Here is a 21,402-nt window from a genome sequence, read left to right as displayed (position 1 = left end):
GTTATACTTCAAACAGCAGCGTTGTTGACTGCATCTAGCATTTCTTAGTTTTTAAATATAAAAAAACCGCCACAACAACATCTGGTTAGTGGCGGTTTTAATATCATTAAGCTGTTAGATTATTTTTTAATCTGAATAATAACGGTTTCACCAACGGTAACAGGACCTGTCATTTTGGTTAAACTTTGAATTTCATCCATATTAGAAATAACAACTGGAGTAAGTACAGATTTTGCTTTTTCTTCTAGCACAGCCAGATCAAATTCTAAAATAGTATCGCCAACTTTTACTTGTTGACCTTCTTCAGCGATACGTTTGAATCCTTCACCTTTCAGTTCAACAGTATCAATACCGAAGTGGACAAATAACTCGATACCATTGTCCGATTCAATAGAGAAAGCATGGTTAGTCTCGAAAATTTTACCGATAGTACCATCAACTGGTGCAACAATTTTATTACCAGCAGGTTTGATAGCAATACCGTCACCTACGATTTTTTCAGCGAAAACAACATCAGGAACATCTTCGATATTGACGATTTCACCAGAAAGTGGTGCAACAATATCAATCGTGCCACTGCCTTTCTTTTCCTCTGAAACCAGTGATTTTAATTTATCAAACAGACCCATGAATCTTCTCCTAATTATTTTAGTTGGGACCGGGCTCTGGCTAATGCGATTAGCACAGTGTTTTTTCTTTAGTAAAAGTTTCTACTAAGTCCATTAATTCCTTCGCAGTCGGTTGAGCAAGTGCTTGCTCAGCTAATGCTTTCGCATCATCGAAATTCGCATTGCGAATAATTTTCTTGATGCGAGGAATTGAAATAGCACTCATACTAAACTCATCTAATCCCATGCCTAAAAGCAACAGAGTTGCTCTTTCATCCCCGGCAAGTTCACCACACATTCCAGTCCATTTACCTTCTGCATGTGATGCATCAATAACCTGTTTTATCAGGTTAAGTACTGCTGGTGACATTGGATTATACAGATGAGATATCAGCTCATTTCCACGGTCTACAGCCAGAGTATATTGTGTTAGATCGTTAGTCCCAATACTGAAAAAGTCAACTTCTTTTGCCATGAGACGTGCCATTACGGCCGCCGCAGGGGTTTCAACCATGACACCAACTTCGATAGACTCATCGAAAGTTTTATTTTCTGCACGAAGTTGGCTTTTCAGTATTTCAAGTTCTGCTTTCAATGCACGGATCTCTTCAATAGAGATAATCATTGGAAACATAATGCGTAGTTTACCAAAAGCAGATGCTCTTAAGATAGCACGTAATTGCGAATGAAGGATCTCTTTACGGTCAAGACAAATACGAATTGCTCTCCAACCTAAGAATGGGTTCTCTTCTTTTGGTAGGTTCATGTAAGGTAAGTCCTTATCGCCACCAATATCCATAGTACGGATAATAACGGCTGGGCTTCCTACTGCTTGTGCCACAGCTTTATAAGCTTGGAATTGTTCTTCTTCTGTTGGGAATGAATCTCTATCCATAAATAAAAATTCAGTACGATACAGACCAACACCTTCAGCACCATTACGTTCAGCACCCGCAACATCACGTACAGTACCGATATTTGCACAAACTTCAACCTGATGACCATCAAGTGTTATCGCAGGTAAATCTTTTAATTTTGCGAGCTCATCTTTCTCATGTAGGTACTCAGCTTTGATAGCTTTAAGTTTATCAAGTTCCTCTTCAGATGGATTAATAATGATTTTATTATTAATTGCATCAAGGACAAGATAATCGTCTTTTTTTATGGTTTGAGTCGCATTAGATGTTCCAACAATGGCAGGAATTTCTAAAGAACGCGCCATGATCGATGTATGAGATGTTCTACCACCCAGATCGGTAATAAAACCTAAGACGTTTTCTAAATTAAGTTGTGCGGTTTCAGAAGGGGTGAGATCAGGAGCAACTAAAATGACTTTTTCTGCAATAGCGCTTAAATCGATGATTGGCATATCTAAGATATTGCGCATTAAACGTTTGCCAATATCTCGTACATCAGCAGCACGCTCTTTTAAATACTCATCATCTAACGCTTCTAATGCCATTGCTTGGTCTTCAATAACAGATTGAACAGCAGCTTCTGCAGTTTTCTTTTCACCTTTGATAAGGGTCACAATTTCTTGTTCAAGTTCCTCATCTTCGAGCAACATGATATGGCCTTCAAAAATTTCGGCTTTATCTGCTCCCAGATTTTTTTCAGCACGCTCTTTAATAATTTCTAGTTGTTGCGCTGATTTATTACGGCCATCTTTAAAACGTTCAATTTGATTGTCTATTTCATCACTTTGAATTTTACGTTGGCTAATGATAAGAGGCTCTTCTTTAAGAAGTAGAGCCTGACCGAAAGCGATACCTGGTGATGCTAAAATTCCTGAAATCATAATTTATCCTACGACTTGCTGGTGATAATTTTAAAAGAATAGGATCTTGCGACACTGCTGTTTTAAAATCATCTTTGGGTGATCCCCCTGAAGGTTATTCAGGGGTGTGTACAATGTTAATGGCCTATCGGAGTTATTACTCTAATTCAGCCATTAATTTAACTAAGTGTTCAACAGCCTGTTTTTCATCTTCGCCTTCAGCAGAGATAGTGACGACAGTGCCTTGAGTTAAACCTAAAGTTTGTAATTTAAATAGGCTTTTAGCGCTGGCAGATTTACCACCAGAGATAAGGCTGATATCAGAAGAAAATGTTTTGGCATCTTTTACTAACTGCGCAGCGGGACGAGTATGTAAGCCGTTTGGTGCTGTAATAGTAACTTCTTGCTGGTACATAGGATATTTTCCTTTTATAACTCAAGTTTTCACATCAAGTCAGGACTTAGTAAGTGTAGATGAAATTGTCCTGCTTTGCGTAGCAATATCAGATAAGATAAAACGAATGCATCATCTGATAAAAATTTATCGTAGAAATATAAATGAGAGCTGTTTTGTTTTCTCGTTTATTTTCTGATTAATTTCGACCTTCGAAATAATTAATTGATTAAATACTAAACTCGAAGGAATAAATCACCTGTCTACGTAGCAAAGTTTGATCTCCACCACAAAAAAAGCACCATATAGGTGCTTTTTTAATAAGTTGTTTACAATTAAATGTGCTGGGGTTAGCTATCTGCGATGTCTGCAAAAAGTGGTGTACTGAGGTAACGTTCACCAGAAGAAGGTAAAATAACCACAATTTGCTTATCTGCAAATTCAGGTTCTTTTGCCAATTTAACTGCCGCAGCAATCGCAGCCCCAGAGGAAATACCTGCTAAAATACCTTCTTTAGTCATTAATTCACGAGCGGTATCAAAAGCTTCCTCGTTAGTAATCTGCTCAACACGGTCTAGTAATGTTAAATCAAGGTTTGCAGGAATAAATCCGGCACCAATACCTTGAATTTTATGTGGTCCTGGCTGAATTTCTTCGCCTGCTAATGCTTGTGTAATAACAGGCGAACCGGTTGGTTCAACAGCTACCATCGTAACGGCTTTACCTTGAGTTTTCTTTAAATAGCGACCAATACCTGTAATAGTGCCACCAGTACCGACACCTGCAATCACGACATCAACTTTACCATCGGTGTCATTCCAAATTTCAGGCCCTGTAGTTTTTTCATGGATCTCAGGGTTTGCTGGGTTACTAAATTGCTGTAATAGCAGATAGCGAGTAGGGTCGCTATCACGAATTTCATTTGCCTTATCAATAGCGCCTTTCATACCTTTAGCGCCTTCTGTTAGCACTAAATTAGCACCTAATGCTTTAAGCAATTTACGCCGCTCAACGCTCATGGTATCAGGCATTGTTAGGGTTAATTTATAACCGCGCGCAGCCGCAACATAAGCAAGTGCAATCCCTGTGTTACCACTTGTTGGCTCAACCAGTTCAACGCCTTGCTTTAAAATACCTTTTTTTTCTGCATCCCAAATCATGTTTGCACCGATGCGGCATTTAACACTAAAGCTTGGGTTACGAGATTCTACTTTAGCCAAAATATTGCCATTTCCGAAATGTTTTAAACGGATAAGTGGGGTATGGCCAATGGTTTGCGAGTTATCTTCGAAAATTTTGCTCATTTTAATCCTCGGTACATCATTTTTATAAGGTCAGATGAATTTACCATACGCCATCAAGCAAAAGATGGAAATAAGCTTTATGAATATCCTTATAACTATTTCTACTTTTTATTCCAAAAAAATCTAATCAATACAGAGTGAGAAATTTCACATATTAATTATAGTGATGAATGTTATGATGATAATCAGGATAAATGATGAGTCTGTTTATTATAAACACTGAGGTAGACATGGAAACGATAGATGAGTTAATCGAGGTATTAGAACAAGCAATTCCCGAATTAGACGCTCAAGCATTACGTGAAAACACACCGGAATCAGATGCTCAGGAAGATGTCCTAAATTGGTTATATGAGTCGCTTTCTGCTCAAGGATTAATGGATTACGTTGAATGGACAGAATATTTTGGTGAAATACCAGAATTAAAATCTTTAGAGCAAGTTACTTTTTCACAATCACCTAGCGCACTCATTTTATCGCAAGTTGAAAATATAGAGTGGGATGAAGTGAGTGTTGACCCCTATATGTTGCCTTATGAGCTGCCTTATTTGGAATATATTAACCATTTTTTAACGGAAAAAGGATTACGATTAGTGGATCTTACTCCATTTGAAAATGGCTATATTCTCTGTGTTCATGATGATGAAGAGATTTTAGAAAAATTAGATTCTGTCTTGAATATTTTTGAAATGGGAATTAATGAACGCGAACCTATGGATGAATCACAAACATTAGAATATATCCATTCGCTTATTAATTCGGGCGAATAAGAAAAATAAGGCTCCTACTAAGGAGCCTTATTTAAAAATGATTTACCATTGCCCTTTTTCAATATGCTGATTGCGATAACGATCAACCCACATCGCCGTTGCGCCACAAATTGCCACTGGCATGATGACTAAATTTAAAATAGGTATCATGGTAAAAATATTAATTACAAAACCAAATTGTAGGTTATTCCATTTATCCTGTTTTAAAGAGGATTTCATTGCTGCAAATGATATTTTGTGATTATCAAATGGAAAGTCATTATATTGAATTGCCATCATCCATGCACCAAAGACAAGCCATAAAATAGGTGCGACAGTTTGGCCGACTACTGGAATAAAATAGAGTAATAACAAAACAATAGCTCTTGGAAGATAATAAGCTATTTTGGTTAATTCTCGTTTTAAAATACGAGGAACATCTTTCATAATCCCCATAACACCCGTATCTGGTGGCGCAATACCAGTAATTTGGCTTTCAAGTTTCTCAGCGAGTAAACCATTAAAAGGGGATGCAATAATATTCGCTATGGTGCTAAAGAAGTAGGTAAATACCAATAAAATAAAAATGACAGAGAGTGGCCAAATTAAATAACTTAACCACTGTAGCCAATCTGGTACTTTTTCCATCATCCAATTGACCATGCCACCAATTTGGCCATATAACCACCAAAACGCGCTACCGAGAATAATAATGTTGGCAAGTAAAGGTAAGATAACAAAACGCTTTAACCCTGAGCGTGTGATTAAACGCCAGCCAAGAGCAAAATAATGAAATCCATTTAAATTTTTAGTCGTTTCAGTCAAATTTGTCATACTTCCTATTCTCTCCTATGAGTGCAAGCTAGTATCATATAGAGAGATAATCAGCCTTACTAGTCACTAATTGTCTAAAAAATGCGCATAAGAGATTGAAGAGTGCGTCTTTGTGACAAGAAAATTAAGTATTGGCTTGCACTTATAAGCATTGGCAAATACTCTTAGTAAAAGAATATTCGCCAACGTGGCTATTAAACCTCAAGACAACAGAGATAGAAATGATGCAGCAAAATTTGCGTCTGATATTAATCGTTGTTGGTGCGATTTTAATCATAGCTTTGTTATTACACGGCTTATGGATTGGTCGAAAAGAGCGCTCCAAGCTTTTCCGTAATCGCCCAGTAAAACGTCAGAAACAGAATTATCAGTCAGATGAGAACGATGACGAGCCACAATATGAGGCTAGCCATCAGACATCATCTTTATCCACTTCTGAAAAAGAAGAGAATGTACCGCCAATAAAAGTGGAGAGTACATTTGAACCTGAAATATCAGAGGTTGGTAAAGATCCATTATTGTCTGGATCCCCGACACATGGGCATTCTAACGATACATCATCACAACAAGAACCTAGTCTTGGTGTTTTTGATGCTATTGAAAAAGAAAATGTCACTGTTGTTAAGGGTGAGCCAAGAGAAGCAACAACGATTCATGTTGAAGAGAAAGCTATTTTTTCTCATGCGACTCACTCAGATCATATTGCTGAACCTGATAACCCGTTATCAGATAATGCATTGAATGCTGATATTACTCATTCAGAGGCTAAACCTCATCTTGATACTCACCCTGAAGTGGAAGACGCTGAAGATACATCAGCACATCCTCCGGCTGAAAAAGAGCTAGTTTTAGTATTGAATGTGAGTGCGCATCATGGGCAAGTGTTAGATGGCGAAATTCTTATGCAGAGCATCATTCAAACAGGGTTCCAGTTTGGTGCTATGAATATTTTCCATCGTCATTTAAATCCATCAGGTAATGGGCCTGTTTTATTCAGTTTAGCGAATATGGTAAAACCGGGTACATTCAACATAGAGACAATGGCAGAATTAACCACGCCGGGTGTTTCAATGTTTATGATGGTGCCATCTTATGGCGATGCTAATCAAAACTTCAAATTGATGTTGCAAGCCGCTCAGCGGATTGCTTCTGATGTGGGTGGTGTTGTGCTGGATGACGAGCGCAAACTACTTACACCACAAAAAATCGAGCTTTATAAATCTAGAATACGTAGGACGCTAGATTTAAATCAATAACTTTTATTTGTAAAAAAGCCCCCGCTTGCGGGGGTTTTTCTTCTTTGGTGATATAACTCATGAATAAAAATATCCAACAACGTATTGATGAACTTCGCGCTACCTTACGTCACCATGAATATCTCTACCATGTCATGGATGCACCCGAAATTCCTGATGCTGAATATGATCGCTTAATGAATGAGCTAAAAGCATTAGAAACTGAACACCCGTCCTTTATCACACCTGATTCTCCGACTCAACGAGTTGGTGCTCTGCCTTTAACGGCATTTGAGCAAGTTAGACATGAAATACCTATGCTTTCTCTAGATAATGCTTTCGATGAAGCGACTTATGAGGCATTTGATAAACGAGTACGTGACCGCTTAAAAAATAATGAAGAAATCACCTTTTGCTGTGAATTAAAACTCGATGGTTTAGCGGTCAGCTTACTGTATGAAAATGGTGTGTTAGTACAAGCTGCAACTCGAGGCGATGGCACTACAGGGGAAAATATCACTGAAAATGTGAGAACCATTAAAGCTATCCCTCTGCGTTTATATGGTGATGATATCCCCGCTCGTATTGAAATTCGTGGAGAAGTCTTTATGACGGAAAAAGGCTTTGAACATTTAAACGAAGAAGCAAGACGTACCGGCGGTAAAGTATTTGCTAACCCACGTAATGCGGCAGCTGGATCATTACGCCAATTAGATCCTCGAATTACGGCTAAACGTCCACTCACTTTCTTTTGCTATGGCGTGGGCGTGCTTGAAGGTGGTGAATTACCTGCAAGCCATTATGAGCGCTTGCAGCAGTTTAAAAAATGGGGATTACCCGTTAGTGATGCAGTAAAACTCTGCACTGGCAGTAAAGCTGTTTTAGCTTTTTATCAGCACATTGAAGAAATTCGTCCTAATTTAGGTTTTGATATCGATGGCGTAGTTATCAAAGTCGATGATATTGCACTACAAGAAGAATTAGGTTTTGTATCAAGAGCACCACGCTGGGCAATTGCTTATAAATTCCAAGCGCAAGAACAAATAACCGTCATCAAAGATGTCGAGTTCCAAGTCGGTCGTACAGGGGCAATAACACCTGTTGCACGCCTAGAACCTGTACAGGTTGCGGGTGTGGTGGTGAGTAATGCGACACTCCATAATGCAGATGAAATTGAACGCTTAGGGCTTCGTATTGGTGATACGGTTGTTATTCGTCGTGCAGGCGATGTTATTCCACAAGTTGTTAGTGTGATTGAAGAAAAACGCCCTGAAAATGCTCAGGAAATCGTTTTTCCTATCCAGTGTCCTATTTGTCAATCAGACGTTGAACGTATTGAAGGAGAAGCGGTTGCGCGTTGTACGGGGGGCTTAATTTGTGGTGCTCAACGTAAAGAAGCGTTAAAACACTTTGTTTCACGCCGTGCAATGGATGTTGATGGCATGGGTGATAAAATTATCGACCAGCTTGTTGAAAAAGAATACGTAAAAACGCCGGCTGATCTTTTCCGTTTAGATGCGAAAATATTAGCGGGTCTAGAACGAATGGGTGAAAAATCAGCAGTAAAATTAATTAATGCTTTAGAAAAAGCCAAATCTACGACTTTTGCACGTTTTATTTACGCGCTTGGAATACGAGAAGTAGGGGAAGCAACAGCAAATGGTTTAACAACACATTTTGCGACACTCGACGCACTTCGTCATGCAGATATTGATGCTTTAAAAGCAGTACCTGATGTCGGCGATATTGTGGCTAAACATGTTGTGAATTTTTTCCAAGAAGAGCACAACAAAACAGTTATTGATCAACTAATTCATGATGCAGGAATAACTTGGGCAGCCCCAGTTATCGTGACTCATAAAGCAGGTGATAATGCTTTTGCAGGTAAAACTGTAGTATTGACAGGATCACTTTCACAACTAACACGTGATGAAGCAAAAGATAGGCTTGTTGCACTAGGTGCAAAGGTGAGTGGTAGTGTTTCTAAAAAGACAGATATGGTGATTGCAGGAGAAGCTGCAGGCTCTAAGTTGGTGAAAGCTAATGAGTTAGGTGTTACCGTCATTGATGAAGATGAAATGATAAGATTACTTGATCTCTAGGAATAACCACTCTAGTATCTACTTTGTGTTACTGAGAAAGCCTCTCAGTAACACATTTTACTTAAGCTAAATTTACAATTTACACTTCTTCAAATACTCACAAAGTGTGATCAACCTATCTTATTTAATAAATAGTGTGTATATAGTTTCATGATATTGTGATGAAAATCACATCCTAATGTTACGCGTTACATAAAATGCTCATCAAGATTTATTTTTATTTTTGGAGCATGCATGTCCTCTATCATTCACTTCGTTTTGGCACTTGCCGTTATCGGCGCATTAGCATTCATTGCGAGTAATAATCGCAAAGGGATCCGCTTGCGTTATATCGTGCAGTTATTAGTAATTGAATTAGCATTAGCATGGTTCTTCCTCAACTCTGATGTTGGTGAAGGCTTTGTTCGTGGATTCGCTGGATTATTTGATCACTTATTAGGTTATGCAGCACAGGGTACAGAATTCGTATTCGGTGGCATGATGAAAGGTGGTTTAGCGTTCTTCTTCTTGAATGTTTTATGTCCAATTATCTTTATTTCTGCATTGATTGGTATTCTTCAACATATAAAAGTATTACCTTTCGTGATCCGTATTATCGGTACTGTACTGTCTAAAGTGAACGGTATGGGAAAATTGGAATCTTTCAACGCCGTAAGTTCATTAGTTCTTGGTCAATCAGAGAACTTTATTGCCTATAAAGATGTATTAGGCAAAATGTCTCAACGTCGTATGTACACTATGGCTGCAACGGCAATGTCGACGGTATCAATGTCGATAGTTGGTGCATACATGACAATGTTAGATCCAAAATATGTTGTTGCTGCACTGGTTCTGAATATGTTCAGTACATTTATCGTCCTTTCTGTTATTAACCCATATTCAGTTGAGAATGAAGAAGACATTCAAATGGGTAATCTACATGAAGGCCAAAGCTTCTTTGAAATGTTAGGTGAATATATCTTAGCTGGTTTTAAAGTAGCATTAATCGTTGCTGCTATGCTGATTGGTTTTATCGCCTTAATCGCTGCGGTTAACGCCATCTTCAGTATGATTTTCGGTATTAGCTTCCAAGATTGTTTAGGTTATGTTTTTTATCCATTAGCATGGGTTATTGGTGTGCCTGAACAAGATGCATTACGTGTTGGTAGTATCATGGCAACTAAATTGGTTTCTAACGAATTCGTTGCAATGGGTAGCTTACAAGATGTAGCCGCAGAACTTACTCCACGCTCTGTAGGTATTCTGTCTGTATTCTTAGTTTCATTTGCTAACTTCTCTTCTATCGGGATTGTTGCAGGTGCAATTAAAGGTTTGAACGAAATGCAAGGTAACGTAGTTTCTCGTTTTGGCCTGAAATTACTCTTCGGTTCAACATTAGTTAGCTTCTTATCAGCAGCTATCGCAGGTCTATTTGTCTAATAAAATCTAAATTAGATAAATAGCATGTGAATTAAATAACAATGTAAATCGTGCAACTCGTAAAACAAGTAACAGAAAAATAAAAGCAGCTCTAAGAGAGCTGCTTTTTTTATCGTAAAATTTCCTTATAATCGAATTAATATTTATGGAAAAAGCGAAAATAAAACAATGCTAGAAAAACAGCACTTAATTGATATTGCTAATACACAGATGCCATTTGGTAAATATAAAGGGCGTATGTTGGTGGATCTGCCTGAAGAGTATTTACTGTGGTTTGCTAAAAAAAGCGCCTTTCCAGAAGGTAAATTAGGGCAATTAATGGAAATGACTCTAGCTATTAAAATAGATGGCTTAGAAGAGCTTCTAAAGCCGTTAAAGCAGAATCGTGGATAGGCTGTAAATAAATGAGATCAGTGCGTTATTTTTCGCTCGCTAGCGCCGCAATAATTTTATGACTTAACTCAATAAAAATGGCCTGCTCTCCCAGTGTTAAGCTTTCACTGACTTTTAGCGCATTTTGTTTGCGGCCTAATGCCGCTTTTTCTAAAAATATTTTTCCTGCCTCAGTTAAATGAGTAATAAACTCGCGTTTATCTTGTTCAGACTGATATTGGGCAATAAATCCTAACCTTTTTAATCCTCTCATAAACTTAGACAGATTTTGGCGTGAAATGGCCAATTCATCACTAAGTTGTGAAGGGGTTAAATCACCACGTAAACGTAATAATTCTAAAATATCATATTGCCCCCAAGTGACCAGCTCTGGGCTATAACGTGTACGCTGCGCAACAAGTGTGCACTGTAATAGTGATAGTGCATTTTCTAGTTCTATTTCTTGGTTCATCAATAATCACTCTATGTATTCATTTTAACTAAAGTTAATAGTAACAGTTCAACTATGGCATATAAACTTTATATTGATTAACTAAGGTTAATCAAATACCCTGTTCATATATAGTTAACTTTGGTTAATTATCTAAGGCTTTAAATCCAAGATCCAACACAATAAAGAGCTTATTAATCATGCTTTTTTAACAAGTAACAAAGAAGAGTATTAAGAAATGAATAATTTTGAGAATAAAGTTGTACTTGTAACAGGTGCAAGTACGGGGGTTGGCGAAGGCATCGCTCAATTATTGTACCAGCGTGGTGCAATGGTATTTATTTCAGGGCGGAATTTAGCGCAGGTAGAACATTGTGCTCGTGCTATTGATGCTACTTCTAACCGAGTTATTGCTATCAAGGCGGATATGTGTGATCCATTACAAGTGGAAAAAATGTTTGATATTGTAATGCAACGGGCAGGAGCATTGCATGGTTTAGTCAATAATGCAGGTATAACAGGGCCGCATAATACCTCTATTGTTGATTACCCAATAAATGATTGGAAAGCGGTGATGGACACCGATATTAATGGTGTTTTCTATGGATTGAAATACGGTATTCCAGCAATATTAAAAAGTGGAGGAGGGAGCATTGTGAACCTTTCATCTTCTAACGGTATTGTTGGTATTGCAGGAATATCAGCTTATACCGCTGCCAAACATGCTGTTTTAGGTATGACTCGCTCTGCTGCTTTAGAATTTGCCGATAAAGGAATTAGAATCAACGCGATTGGGCCAGGTTATGTTGATACACCGCGTATGCAGATGCTACCTAATGATGTACGAGAATGGATGGCAAGCACACATCCAATGAAAAGAATGGCAACCAGAGAAGAAGTTGCGAAAACAGCCGCATTTCTACTTTCAGATGAAAGCAGTTTTTCAACTGGGGCTTTTTACGCTATTGATGGTGGTTATACTGCACAATAATAAATCACAGAATATAATGGAAAAGAAAAACCCCGAAGATTTCTCTTCAGGGTTTTTAAATTTTGGTGGAGCTAAACGGGATCGAACCGTTGACCTCTTGCATGCCATGCAAGCGCTCTCCCAACTGAGCTATAACCCCACATAAGTGGTATGTTCTGCAAGTATATTGGTGGAGCTAAACGGGATCGAACCGTTGACCTCTTGCATGCCATGCAAGCGCTCTCCCAACTGAGCTATAGCCCCAACATACTGGAACGGGCTTGATAATAGGCAACAAGCACAATACTGTCAATCAGTTAATCTCACATTATTTATTGATTGCTGAAAAAGAGTACAAAAAAAAAGATACATCCCTAAAATAAGGAATGTACCTTCATTAATAAGTGAGATAAATGTAGAAATTACGCTTGGTTTTCTCGTTCAGAAATAAAGTCTAATGCTTTATTAATGCGCGCAATACTTCGTGTTTTACCAATAGCGTGAACAGTGACATCTAAGCCAGGAGATTGACCAGCACCGGTTACAGCAACACGTAGCGGCATTCCGACTTTACCCATCCCGATTTCTAATTCATCAGCGGTATTTTGAATTGCTTGATGCACATTCTCAGCTGTCCAATCTGTGATTTTAGCTAACTTATCACGAACAACTTCTAATGGCTGACGGGCAACAGGACGTAAGTGTTTTTTAGCGGCCGCTTCCTCAAAAGCATCAAAATCAACATAAAAGTAGTGACAGCTTTCAGCCATCTCTTTTAATGTTTTACAGCGTTCGCCAAGTAATTTAATCAATTCAACTAATGATGGGCCATTACTCGTATCAATATTTTGTTGTTTGATATGCCAATCTAAATAAACAGCTACTTTTTCAGCAGGTAATGTATTGATATAGTGATGGTTTAGCCACAGCAATTTATCTGTATTAAAGGCACTTGCTGATTTACTGATAGCTTCTAAAGTGAAGTGCTCAACCATTTCATCAATAGTAAAGATCTCTTGGTCACCATGAGACCAGCCTAAACGCACTAAGTAGTTTAATAATGCTTCTGGTAAGTAACCATCATCACGGTATTGCATAACACTAACTGCATTATAACGTTTAGATAGCTTTTTACCGTCATCACCAAGGATCATAGACACGTGAGCATATTCAGGTACAGGTGCACCTAATGCTTTTAATATATTGATTTGGCGAGGTGTATTATTGATATGGTCTTCGCCACGGATAACGTGGGTAATTTCCATATCCCAGTCATCAATAACAACACAGAAGTTATAAGTTGGTGCACCATCGGTACGCCGAATAATCAGATCATCAAGTTCTTGGTTGCTAAATTCAATTGGGCCACGAATTTTATCATCAAAAATAACAGAGCCTTCTTGTGGATTTAAGAACCGGACAACATGAGGCTCACCTTCAGTGTGAACATGTTCACCATGACGGCAACGGCCGTCGTAGCGGGGTTTTTCACCTTTTGCCATTTGGTCTTCACGAAGTTGTTCTAAACGTTCTTTAGAACAATAACAACGATAAGCAGTACCCGCTTCTAACATCTGATCGATAACTTGATTGTAGCGATCAAAGCGTTTGGTTTGATAGTAAGGACCTTCATCCCAATTTAGGTTCAACCAATTCATACCGTCCATGATTGCATCAATGGCTGGCTGAGTAGAACGCTCTAAATCGGTGTCTTCAATACGTAGTACAAACTCGCCCTTATTGTGACGGCTATATAACCAGGAATAAAGTGCGGTACGTGCACCACCAACGTGTAGATAGCCAGTAGGACTTGGTGCAAAACGGGTTTTTATTTTACTCATTGGGATTGCCTTAGTACGTCTTACTTATATAGATAAGTAATCGTGATTATCAAAAAAACAAAGTTGTTGGCTTATTTTATCACTGGATGCTAATTCCTCAATGACATTAAGCTTTTAACAAGAATAAAAATTTAATATTGTCGATTTTTTGTTTGACGAGAGCCGGTAAGCGGATTACTTTGGCCGATTGATGTGTAGGTAATGGTGCTAAAAAACACATCTTGACTAAAAATAAAACGAACGAACGTTTTTACGATAAAAATCCGATAAAAATCGTTGACTCATAGAGAAGTATCCCTATAATGCACCCCATCACGACGGGCGGTTAGCTCAGTTGGTAGAGCATCTCCCTTACAAGGAGGAGGTCGTTGGTTCGAGCCCAATACCGCCCACCATTAATTTCGGCGTGATAAAAAAGCAATAAAATTTAGTGTAATTGGGCGGTTAGCTCAGTTGGTAGAGCATCTCCCTTACAAGGAGGAGGTCGTTGGTTCGAGCCCAATACCGCCCACCAATTACATTAAAGCGTGGTAGTGAGAATTTAGTCATCATGAAGTGGGCGGTTAGCTCAGTTGGTAGAGCATCTCCCTTACAAGGAGGAGGTCGTTGGTTCGAGCCCAATACCGCCCACCACTTCATCCGGTTATTTCGAGCAATATCACACATTAAGTAAAAATCAGAGATGGGTCGTTAGCTCAGTCGGTAGAGCAGTTGACTTTTAATCAATTGGTCGGGCGTTCGAATCGCCCACGACCCACCATTTCTGAGAATAAAGTAAAAGCATTGTGACGGGTCGTTAGCTCAGTCGGTAGAGCAGTTGACTTTTAATCAATTGGTCGGGCGTTCGAATCGCCCACGACCCACCATTCACAAGGTTACTTAAAGATTTACGCAAAAATTATTAAATGGGTCGTTAGCTCAGTCGGTAGAGCAGTTGACTTTTAATCAATTGGTCGGGCGTTCGAATCGCCCACGACCCACCATTTAATAATCAAAGCGGGCGGTTAGCTCAGTTGGTAGAGCATCTCCCTTACAAGGAGGAGGTCGTTGGTTCGAGCCCAATACCGCCCACCATATCTTTACCTCTGCAGTTCATCTTATTTTCCCATCTAAATATCCACTTAATACTCTGTTGTAATATTCTATTGTTTTGCAATTGATCAAATCTAAAGATTTATGATTTTAAAATCATCCTTTCGCTATACCTTTATAACCTTCTTATTTTTTGTATTAAAGCTACTATTAAGTATTGTCATCATTACTCACTAGATGGCGTGTATCGTCGGCTGTGCGGGTTAAATATTGGAGTAGGTTAATACTGATTGTTTCGTTAGAACATCAAAGTATGACGTGATAAAGGCATTTATTACGAGCTACATTATTGCTTATTTACTAGAAATAAATTTCTTTGCTGTAATGAAATACCATTACTTCAGATCCCTACTAGTCCGCTGTTTTTGTTCGTAATATCTGGTTACAGAAAAGGATTGATTTTTAGCTTTTTTTCTTTTCTATTATAATTTTATTAACGTAAAGTGAGTAATTTGCAGCATTTTACTCTGATACGCTGATTAAAAAGCTCACTATCCATCATTCGAAAGCGCCTAAGAATAAAATGAAGAGCCCATTGTGTGTTCTAATTGATATTATTCATTTTTTTACTGTTCAACTTTAATAAGATTAAATATAAATGGTTAAATTTAATTGTATCTTTTGATCTTTAGTTTGATCAAAATAGCATATATTTTGTCGCTAATTTAAATGTAACTAATTGATTTTTATTTTATTTTATTGTCGGTTTGATATTTATCAATCTTAATATGATAATACTCTTCAAAATATGTGATATAAAGCAAAAACATCTTTTTCTATCTATTACTGATTTGTCTTAGAGTGGTAAATTTCATTTTTCACCATAATTAGAGAAAATTGTGCATGCAGCAGGAATATAAATTATATAAAAATATTAATGTTTATTATGGGGTAAGAATAACTCCCATACTAATTAGGTGTTATTACGTAGGAGTGGGGTAAGTATTATTTCTGGTTTTTTAACAAAATTAGATCATGATAAATAACATAAATATTAGATTAATATTTCATCCATTTCTCTTTAGTTGTGATAAATGCTGACATGAGATTTTTCTTATTGTTCGTTTATGAGTGAAAAGGAAAGAAGAGTGTTAGTAAGGATTATGATAGAAAGAAATATCAATTTAACTTATAAAAAACAACAATAACTATATGATTAAAGGGGTTATATTTTTTACAATAACAAAGTTTCAACTTTATCTAATAAAGAGTTTTTTATTTTATACAATGAACAAGATGTGAGTAAATTAATATGAATTTAAAATTTAATTAGTGTGATTCTAATTACTAATTATTCAGAAATGATAATTATTATTCATTTTAAAAAACTATTTACTTGAAGATCTAAGGGTTTATGCTTATATAAATTAATTAACAAATGTTTAAAGAGTGATTTTGGTCTTATTTAATTATGAAATACATGTAATTATTTGTTTTTTATATATATTTATGTTTGTTTTTCTATTTTTACTAAATGCATTGAGATTTCTTATATTCTTTTATAAAAGAGAATAAAAGTACTCTATTTCTTAGGTTAATTTATTATTTTAAATAAATTCACCTAACATAACTTGACTTATTTTTATTCAAAGTGAATTTTTATTCTGTAAATTAACTATTTTTTAGCTGTTTAATCCAACTTATGAGTAAAGTTTAAGAAAAAAAAGAGTTTTTTTATAAATTAATTATTTTAACTAATTGAAGTATAAGGTATTAATTGCTTATCCTAGGTGTTTTTAACTACAGCGAGTGAATTAACAGGTTTGAATTATCTTTTTTTGACTAGTTGAAAGTGTTTAAATGCGTAGTATATTATTTACATATGATAAGTCATGTTATGAATTGTAATATTTCTTATCGACTAAAAATTATATTTTATTAAAACAAAAAGTGCATTCGATAATATATGATTTTATATTTTATTGTAAAAATGCACATCATTATAAATTTAGATATCAATCAAAGTGAAAAGCGAGAAATATTATGAGTAGCAAGTATCCAGTCGCTTATGCTGTTGGACAAAAAATAAAGTCATTAAGAAAATCTCAAGGTTATACTGTATTCCAGTTAGCAAAAGAGATTGATATTAGTGAACAACAATTATTTCGTTACGAGCGTGGTGTTAATCGTATAGATATTGATTGCCTAGTAAGAGTACTTGAAGTATTAGGCGTTAATATTGGCGGCTTCTTTGAAGAAGTTATGGGTGGCATGGTTCAAGAAACTGAACGTAATGAACAACATATTCCATCCCACTTCGATAGCAAAGCACTTTCTATTTTCTAAGATTATTCTTAACTTAGAAAGTTAAATCATTTAAAAATAGTTAGAGTGAGTAAGAAAACGCTTATATAGAAAGTTGAATCTAATTATTTATTAATGAGAATTATCTTATTAAATATAAATGATAGCCTCTAAATGAAATAAATGCCCTTATAGGGCATTTTACATTTTTATCGAGTCGTATTTTAAAATATTAATAAATAGCAATGCTGTTCTATTAAAATAAACCTGTGTTATTAAATTAAAAATAAATAACCTATCGGTATTAATAACTATGTATAAAAAACAGGTAACATACCTATCATTAGTTATTACTTCCTCTGCATAATTACCTATATTCTATTAGATTGCCTATTTATTGGTAACATTCCAAGCATCGCTACTGATATAATTAACGCGGATTATGGTAGTAATGACAAAAAATGTATTCAGCTTCATTTATTAATGAAAATTAATGCATGCTAGCCAAACTGATGCTAGATCAATTTTGACCAACTGGTGTAATCTAAGTTGAAAATGCAATTTTGATTTATCACCTAATCTCAGCTGATTAGGTGATAGAAATACCCAAATATGTAGTACTAATCGTCGATAGGTGTGAGAATAAAACGGAGCTGCTTATCATTCAGTTTTATATTAAAAAAAGTTTGATAAAACTGTTTTGTCTCGTTTTCGATATCAATCTGTTGAGTTTGTTCAGGATAAAGTAACGTTGCTAACCAAACAAATTGTAGTGCTTCCTCTGTTGTTTCACGACACCACCAAAATAATCCTTTAGGGTTTGTGTAAACACGGCCTTCTCGCACTGCGGTTATCGATTGCCAATGTGGATCATTTTTTATTGTATCTGCATCTTTTGCATACATAGTGACAATGACATCAGGATCAGCGTGAAGAATTTGTTCTAAAGCCACTTCTCCTGCTCGGCTAGGAACCGTATCAAACCAATGCTCTGCGATATTAACGCCACCAGCAAGGGTTATCCAATCATGATTAAGAGAAGGTGAACCAGAGGTTCTCAAAGGAGCACCAAAAGCATGGTAAACTTTCATAGGCGATTTTTTTGCAATATCACTAACAGTATTACTCACTAACACTTTGTTACGCTCAAAGTAAATAAGATAATCTTGCGCCAACTGGTGACTTTTATTACCTAAAATGTCTCCTGTTATCAGTGTTCTTTTTAATAATTCGTCCATTGATCCTGATTTTAGAGTAACAACAGCAATACCCGCATTTTTTAAAGCAACAGATTGTGGATCCGAAAGCTTGCCTGTTGTAAAAAATATCTCAGGTTGGCTCATAATCAATGCTTCGATATTTAGCGTATCGTTATTGCCTTTACTTGAAATTGATGCGGTTTTAATCGCAGGCACAATTTCGGTAAAAAAAGGGATCGTTTTAACTAGATCTGTGGTAGATACAATTTTATCTCCAGCCCCTAGCATGGCTAAAATAGTATTATGTGCATTCCAGCTAGTTGCGATTCTTTCTGGTTTATCAGGAACAGTAACTGATTGATTTTGATAAAAATGAATCGTTCTCTCAGCCTGTGCTATAAAGGGAATACTGAGAGCTGTTGCTCCGAGTAAACATGAGCACAAGATTTTTAGTAACCTGTTGTACATGCTAATTCCTTTTAAAGTTCGATACTAACAGACACTGAGATTTGGCGAGGTGTACCTAAAAATGCATTGGCGCCACCGATAGCACCATTTTGGCTACCAGAAAAGATAGATGCCCAATAATGTTCATTGGTGACATTATCTAAATTAAGATGGAATGTAGTTCTTTTGTCCCAATATTGAGTTTGGTAACGAGCACCAAAATCAAGAGTGGTATACGCTTTTGCCCACATAGTATTTGTGGTATTAGCGGCACGTTTGCCAGTGTAATGTAGGTTTGCGCTATAAATAACATTAGGTAATGTTGGATAATGATATTCAGCTAATAAATTTGCTTGGTATTTGGGCACACCAACCACATCTTTATTTTCCGTTTTTGCATTACCAGTATTTGTCAATGTTGGGTCTAACCATGTCATACTAGTGAAAATAAATAATTCGTCGGTTACTTGGCCATTAGCAATTAGCTCTAATCCACGGTTACGCTGTTTACCTTGTTCTTTAAATATTTTATCCTTTCCTACATAAGCAAATGGGCGTTCTAGTTGGAAAATAGCCGCATTTAAATTGAGTGCACCAACTTGTGATTTCACACCCATTTCCCATTGTTCACTACGATAGGGTTTTAATACTTCATCTCTATTTTTAGCGGTATTCGGTGCTGAATCGCCTTCCTCTAAAGAATCTGCATAAGAAATATAAGTCATTACTTCTGGAATAGGCTTAAACATCAAAGCAACGGCTGGGCTTAAACCATTTTTAGTGTGATTTGATCCACCATTGCGATAAGACGTTTCTGTGATCCAGTTTTGGCTTAACGATCCCATCACCGACCATTGAGGATCAAAAGTAATCGTATCACCAATTGTTACTGACTGAACTTGTGAACGGCTGCCTTTTGTACGAGCACCACCAGTATAAAAGCCCTCATTTGAAGGATCATCATAACGGTGTGGATTATTAATATCTTGGATTGGTAACGTAACTTTACGGTCATCACCATTAGCACTATAAATATCCCAACGATAGCCACTGGTTGCCATCACTAAATCATGCGATACAGTACCAGTTAGCACCCGACCATTTAAATTAATAGAATTACTTAACACAGTAAAACGGCCATAAGTAGAAGGGACTGATAAAGTCGGGGTAAATTGTTTACTATCATTACTGAGTTGATTAGATATAGAGCGGAAACCACGATCTGCAGTTTGATAGCCCACCGCAGCACTAACTTGCCAATCCTCGTTAAAATTGTGTTTTAAACGGCTGCTAACAGTTCGGGTATGTAAATCAACGCCAGCAAAATCCTGACCATAGCCTGCTTTTGTTGGATTGGGCGCATCAGGTAATGAAGTAACTTTAGGACCATAAGAGAATGCGCCAGGATAGCCCATTTTTTTAAACCAATAGTCACTGAAATTTATTTCTAATACAGTATCAGACGAGATATTCCAATCAAATGCGGTGCTGATTAATTGGCGACGCATTTTACTACTGGTCACGTAACCTTTACCTTCGTCGTGCACTAAATTGATGCGATAACCAAAGGTATTGTTATCATCAATAAATCCACCAAGATCGAGATGCCCTTTAAATTGCCCATCATTAATATAAGCGACATTAATAGAGGTAAGCGGCTTTAATGTGGGGCGTTTTTGAATAAAGTTAAATTGCCCACTAGGGCTTGCAGGACCATAAAGTGAGCCTGTTAATCCATTAATGATATCAATGCGCTCAAGTATTTCGATAGGAAATGCAGTAGTTGAAATAATATTAACGCCATCTAAACGAGAGTTAGCAACGACATTACCTTGCATACCCCGATTTTGAGGGCGACCTACATCCATACCACCACGGGCTTGCATTTGTGATGAAGCATTATATTTTAAAATATCAGCAACACTTGTAATTTGCTGATTTTCAATCATTGATTGAGTGAACGTATTTGTTATGTAGGGGGTATCCAACCATTTCTTTTCGCCTAATGGGCCCATATCTATTTCACGTATAACAAATCCTGCACCGGCTTCGCTATTGTTAATCGGGTGTGCGACAACAACGATTTTTTCAGCGTTATCAGCAGCACTCCCTGAGATGGCTAATACTTGTGCAACAGTACAAGTTATTGTCGCAATGATAAATTTATTCACAATAAACTCCAATTATTCATTTTTTAGTTATATAAACCACCTTTATATATAAAATTATATAGCGATGTGCGCTGCAAATATATGCAATGCATTTCATTGTATAAAAATGTATATAGCGAAGTGGGGGCAGACTATACACGCAATAACATGTAAATAAAATGATATATATGCGAATAATAAAATTATGAAATTA

General features: G+C 36.8%; 16 protein-coding genes and 9 tRNA genes. 14 read left to right on the top strand and 11 right to left on the bottom strand.

Annotation, left to right across the window (positions count from 1 at the left end):
- Positions 1-119: 119 nt before the first annotated feature.
- From crr to cysK, 4 genes are all read right to left on the bottom strand, one after another.
- On the bottom strand, positions 120-629 hold the full coding sequence (gene crr, locus PH4a_RS01340) for a PTS glucose transporter subunit IIA (protein ID WP_023581647.1): 510 nt from the start codon (positions 627-629) through the stop codon (positions 120-122).
- A gap of 49 nt (positions 630-678) precedes the next feature.
- Positions 679-2,406: a phosphoenolpyruvate-protein phosphotransferase PtsI gene (gene ptsI / locus PH4a_RS01335; protein ID WP_064720543.1), complete on the bottom strand. Its 1,728-nt coding sequence runs from the start codon at positions 2,404-2,406 to the stop codon at positions 679-681.
- A gap of 136 nt (positions 2,407-2,542) precedes the next feature.
- Positions 2,543-2,800 (bottom strand): phosphocarrier protein Hpr, encoded by a 258-nt coding sequence (ptsH, locus tag PH4a_RS01330; RefSeq protein ID WP_064720542.1) that lies wholly within the window; start codon positions 2,798-2,800, stop codon positions 2,543-2,545.
- A 329-nt stretch (positions 2,801-3,129) separates the two neighbouring features.
- On the bottom strand, positions 3,130-4,083 hold the full coding sequence (gene cysK, locus PH4a_RS01325; RefSeq protein ID WP_129037183.1) for a cysteine synthase A: 954 nt from the start codon (positions 4,081-4,083) through the stop codon (positions 3,130-3,132).
- A 230-nt stretch (positions 4,084-4,313) separates the two neighbouring features.
- On the opposite strand from cysK, the gene PH4a_RS01320 reads away from it, so the two are divergent.
- Positions 4,314-4,853: a hypothetical protein gene (locus tag PH4a_RS01320; RefSeq protein ID WP_064720600.1), complete on the top strand. Its 540-nt coding sequence runs from the start codon at positions 4,314-4,316 to the stop codon at positions 4,851-4,853.
- Between the two features lie 42 nt (positions 4,854-4,895).
- Here PH4a_RS01320 and cysZ read toward each other — a convergent pair whose 3' ends face one another.
- Complete coding sequence (gene cysZ, locus PH4a_RS01315; protein WP_129037181.1) at positions 4,896-5,666, bottom strand: sulfate transporter CysZ; 771 nt, start codon at positions 5,664-5,666, stop codon at positions 4,896-4,898.
- Positions 5,667-5,890: 224 nt separating this feature from the next.
- Here cysZ and zipA point away from each other — a divergent pair, with 224 nt between their 5' ends.
- From zipA to PH4a_RS01295, 4 genes are all read left to right on the top strand, one after another.
- On the top strand, positions 5,891-6,922 hold the full coding sequence (zipA, locus tag PH4a_RS01310; RefSeq protein WP_208730483.1) for a cell division protein ZipA: 1,032 nt from the start codon (positions 5,891-5,893) through the stop codon (positions 6,920-6,922).
- Between the two features lie 59 nt (positions 6,923-6,981).
- Positions 6,982-9,003 (top strand): NAD-dependent DNA ligase LigA, encoded by a 2,022-nt coding sequence (gene ligA, locus PH4a_RS01305; protein ID WP_129037177.1) that lies wholly within the window; start codon positions 6,982-6,984, stop codon positions 9,001-9,003.
- Between the two features lie 234 nt (positions 9,004-9,237).
- On the top strand, positions 9,238-10,422 hold the full coding sequence (locus PH4a_RS01300) for a NupC/NupG family nucleoside CNT transporter (RefSeq protein WP_064720537.1): 1,185 nt from the start codon (positions 9,238-9,240) through the stop codon (positions 10,420-10,422).
- 168 nt (positions 10,423-10,590) lie between these two features.
- Complete coding sequence (locus tag PH4a_RS01295) at positions 10,591-10,815, top strand: DUF3820 family protein (RefSeq protein ID WP_064720599.1); 225 nt, start codon at positions 10,591-10,593, stop codon at positions 10,813-10,815.
- Positions 10,816-10,840: 25 nt separating this feature from the next.
- On the opposite strand, the gene PH4a_RS01290 is transcribed toward PH4a_RS01295, so the two are convergent.
- On the bottom strand, positions 10,841-11,266 hold the full coding sequence (locus PH4a_RS01290; RefSeq protein ID WP_129037174.1) for a MarR family winged helix-turn-helix transcriptional regulator: 426 nt from the start codon (positions 11,264-11,266) through the stop codon (positions 10,841-10,843).
- 217 nt (positions 11,267-11,483) lie between these two features.
- On the opposite strand from PH4a_RS01290, the gene PH4a_RS01285 reads away from it, so the two are divergent.
- On the top strand, positions 11,484-12,236 hold the full coding sequence (locus PH4a_RS01285) for an SDR family NAD(P)-dependent oxidoreductase (RefSeq protein ID WP_129037172.1): 753 nt from the start codon (positions 11,484-11,486) through the stop codon (positions 12,234-12,236).
- A gap of 63 nt (positions 12,237-12,299) precedes the next feature.
- Here the strand turns inward: PH4a_RS01285 and PH4a_RS01280 are convergent.
- The 3 genes from PH4a_RS01280 to gltX all read right to left on the bottom strand — a co-directional run bounded on the left by PH4a_RS01280 (position 12,300) and on the right by gltX (position 14,056).
- A tRNA-Ala gene (locus PH4a_RS01280) sits at positions 12,300-12,375 on the bottom strand.
- 28 nt (positions 12,376-12,403) lie between these two features.
- Positions 12,404-12,479, bottom strand: a tRNA-Ala gene (locus tag PH4a_RS01275).
- Between the two features lie 158 nt (positions 12,480-12,637).
- Positions 12,638-14,056 carry a glutamate--tRNA ligase gene (gltX, locus tag PH4a_RS01270; protein ID WP_064720534.1) on the bottom strand — a complete coding sequence of 473 codons (1,419 nt, stop codon included), beginning with the start codon at positions 14,054-14,056 and terminating at the stop codon, positions 12,638-12,640.
- 319 nt (positions 14,057-14,375) lie between these two features.
- On the opposite strand from gltX, the gene PH4a_RS01265 reads away from it, so the two are divergent.
- The 8 genes from PH4a_RS01265 (at position 14,376) to PH4a_RS01230 (ending at position 17,434) form a co-directional block, all read left to right on the top strand.
- A tRNA-Val gene (locus tag PH4a_RS01265) sits at positions 14,376-14,451 on the top strand.
- Between the two features lie 43 nt (positions 14,452-14,494).
- A tRNA-Val gene (locus PH4a_RS01260) sits at positions 14,495-14,570 on the top strand.
- Between the two features lie 43 nt (positions 14,571-14,613).
- Positions 14,614-14,689, top strand: a tRNA-Val gene (locus tag PH4a_RS01255).
- 51 nt (positions 14,690-14,740) lie between these two features.
- A tRNA-Lys gene (locus PH4a_RS01250) sits at positions 14,741-14,816 on the top strand.
- A gap of 30 nt (positions 14,817-14,846) precedes the next feature.
- Positions 14,847-14,922: transfer RNA gene (locus tag PH4a_RS01245), tRNA-Lys, on the top strand.
- Between the two features lie 41 nt (positions 14,923-14,963).
- Positions 14,964-15,039 (top strand) — tRNA-Lys (locus tag PH4a_RS01240).
- A 15-nt stretch (positions 15,040-15,054) separates the two neighbouring features.
- Positions 15,055-15,130, top strand: a tRNA-Val gene (locus PH4a_RS01235).
- A gap of 2,001 nt (positions 15,131-17,131) precedes the next feature.
- Positions 17,132-17,434, top strand: a complete 303-nt coding sequence (locus PH4a_RS01230; RefSeq protein ID WP_064720533.1) for a helix-turn-helix domain-containing protein — start codon at positions 17,132-17,134, stop codon at positions 17,432-17,434.
- Between the two features lie 578 nt (positions 17,435-18,012).
- On the opposite strand, the gene PH4a_RS01225 is transcribed toward PH4a_RS01230, so the two are convergent.
- A complete protein-coding gene (locus PH4a_RS01225; protein ID WP_129037170.1) occupies positions 18,013-19,059 on the bottom strand; it encodes an ABC transporter substrate-binding protein in 1,047 nt (348 codons plus the stop codon).
- 11 nt (positions 19,060-19,070) lie between these two features.
- Positions 19,071-21,209 carry a TonB-dependent receptor gene (locus PH4a_RS01220; protein WP_244212917.1) on the bottom strand — a complete coding sequence of 713 codons (2,139 nt, stop codon included), beginning with the start codon at positions 21,207-21,209 and terminating at the stop codon, positions 19,071-19,073.
- Positions 21,210-21,402: the final 193 nt, after the last annotated feature.

Origin of the sequence: Proteus hauseri (assembly GCF_004116975.1) — a bacterium.
Taxonomy (GTDB): domain Bacteria; phylum Pseudomonadota; class Gammaproteobacteria; order Enterobacterales; family Enterobacteriaceae; genus Proteus; species Proteus hauseri.
Note: the sequence above shows the minus strand (reverse complement) of the source record. Positions and strands in the feature narration are given on the sequence as shown.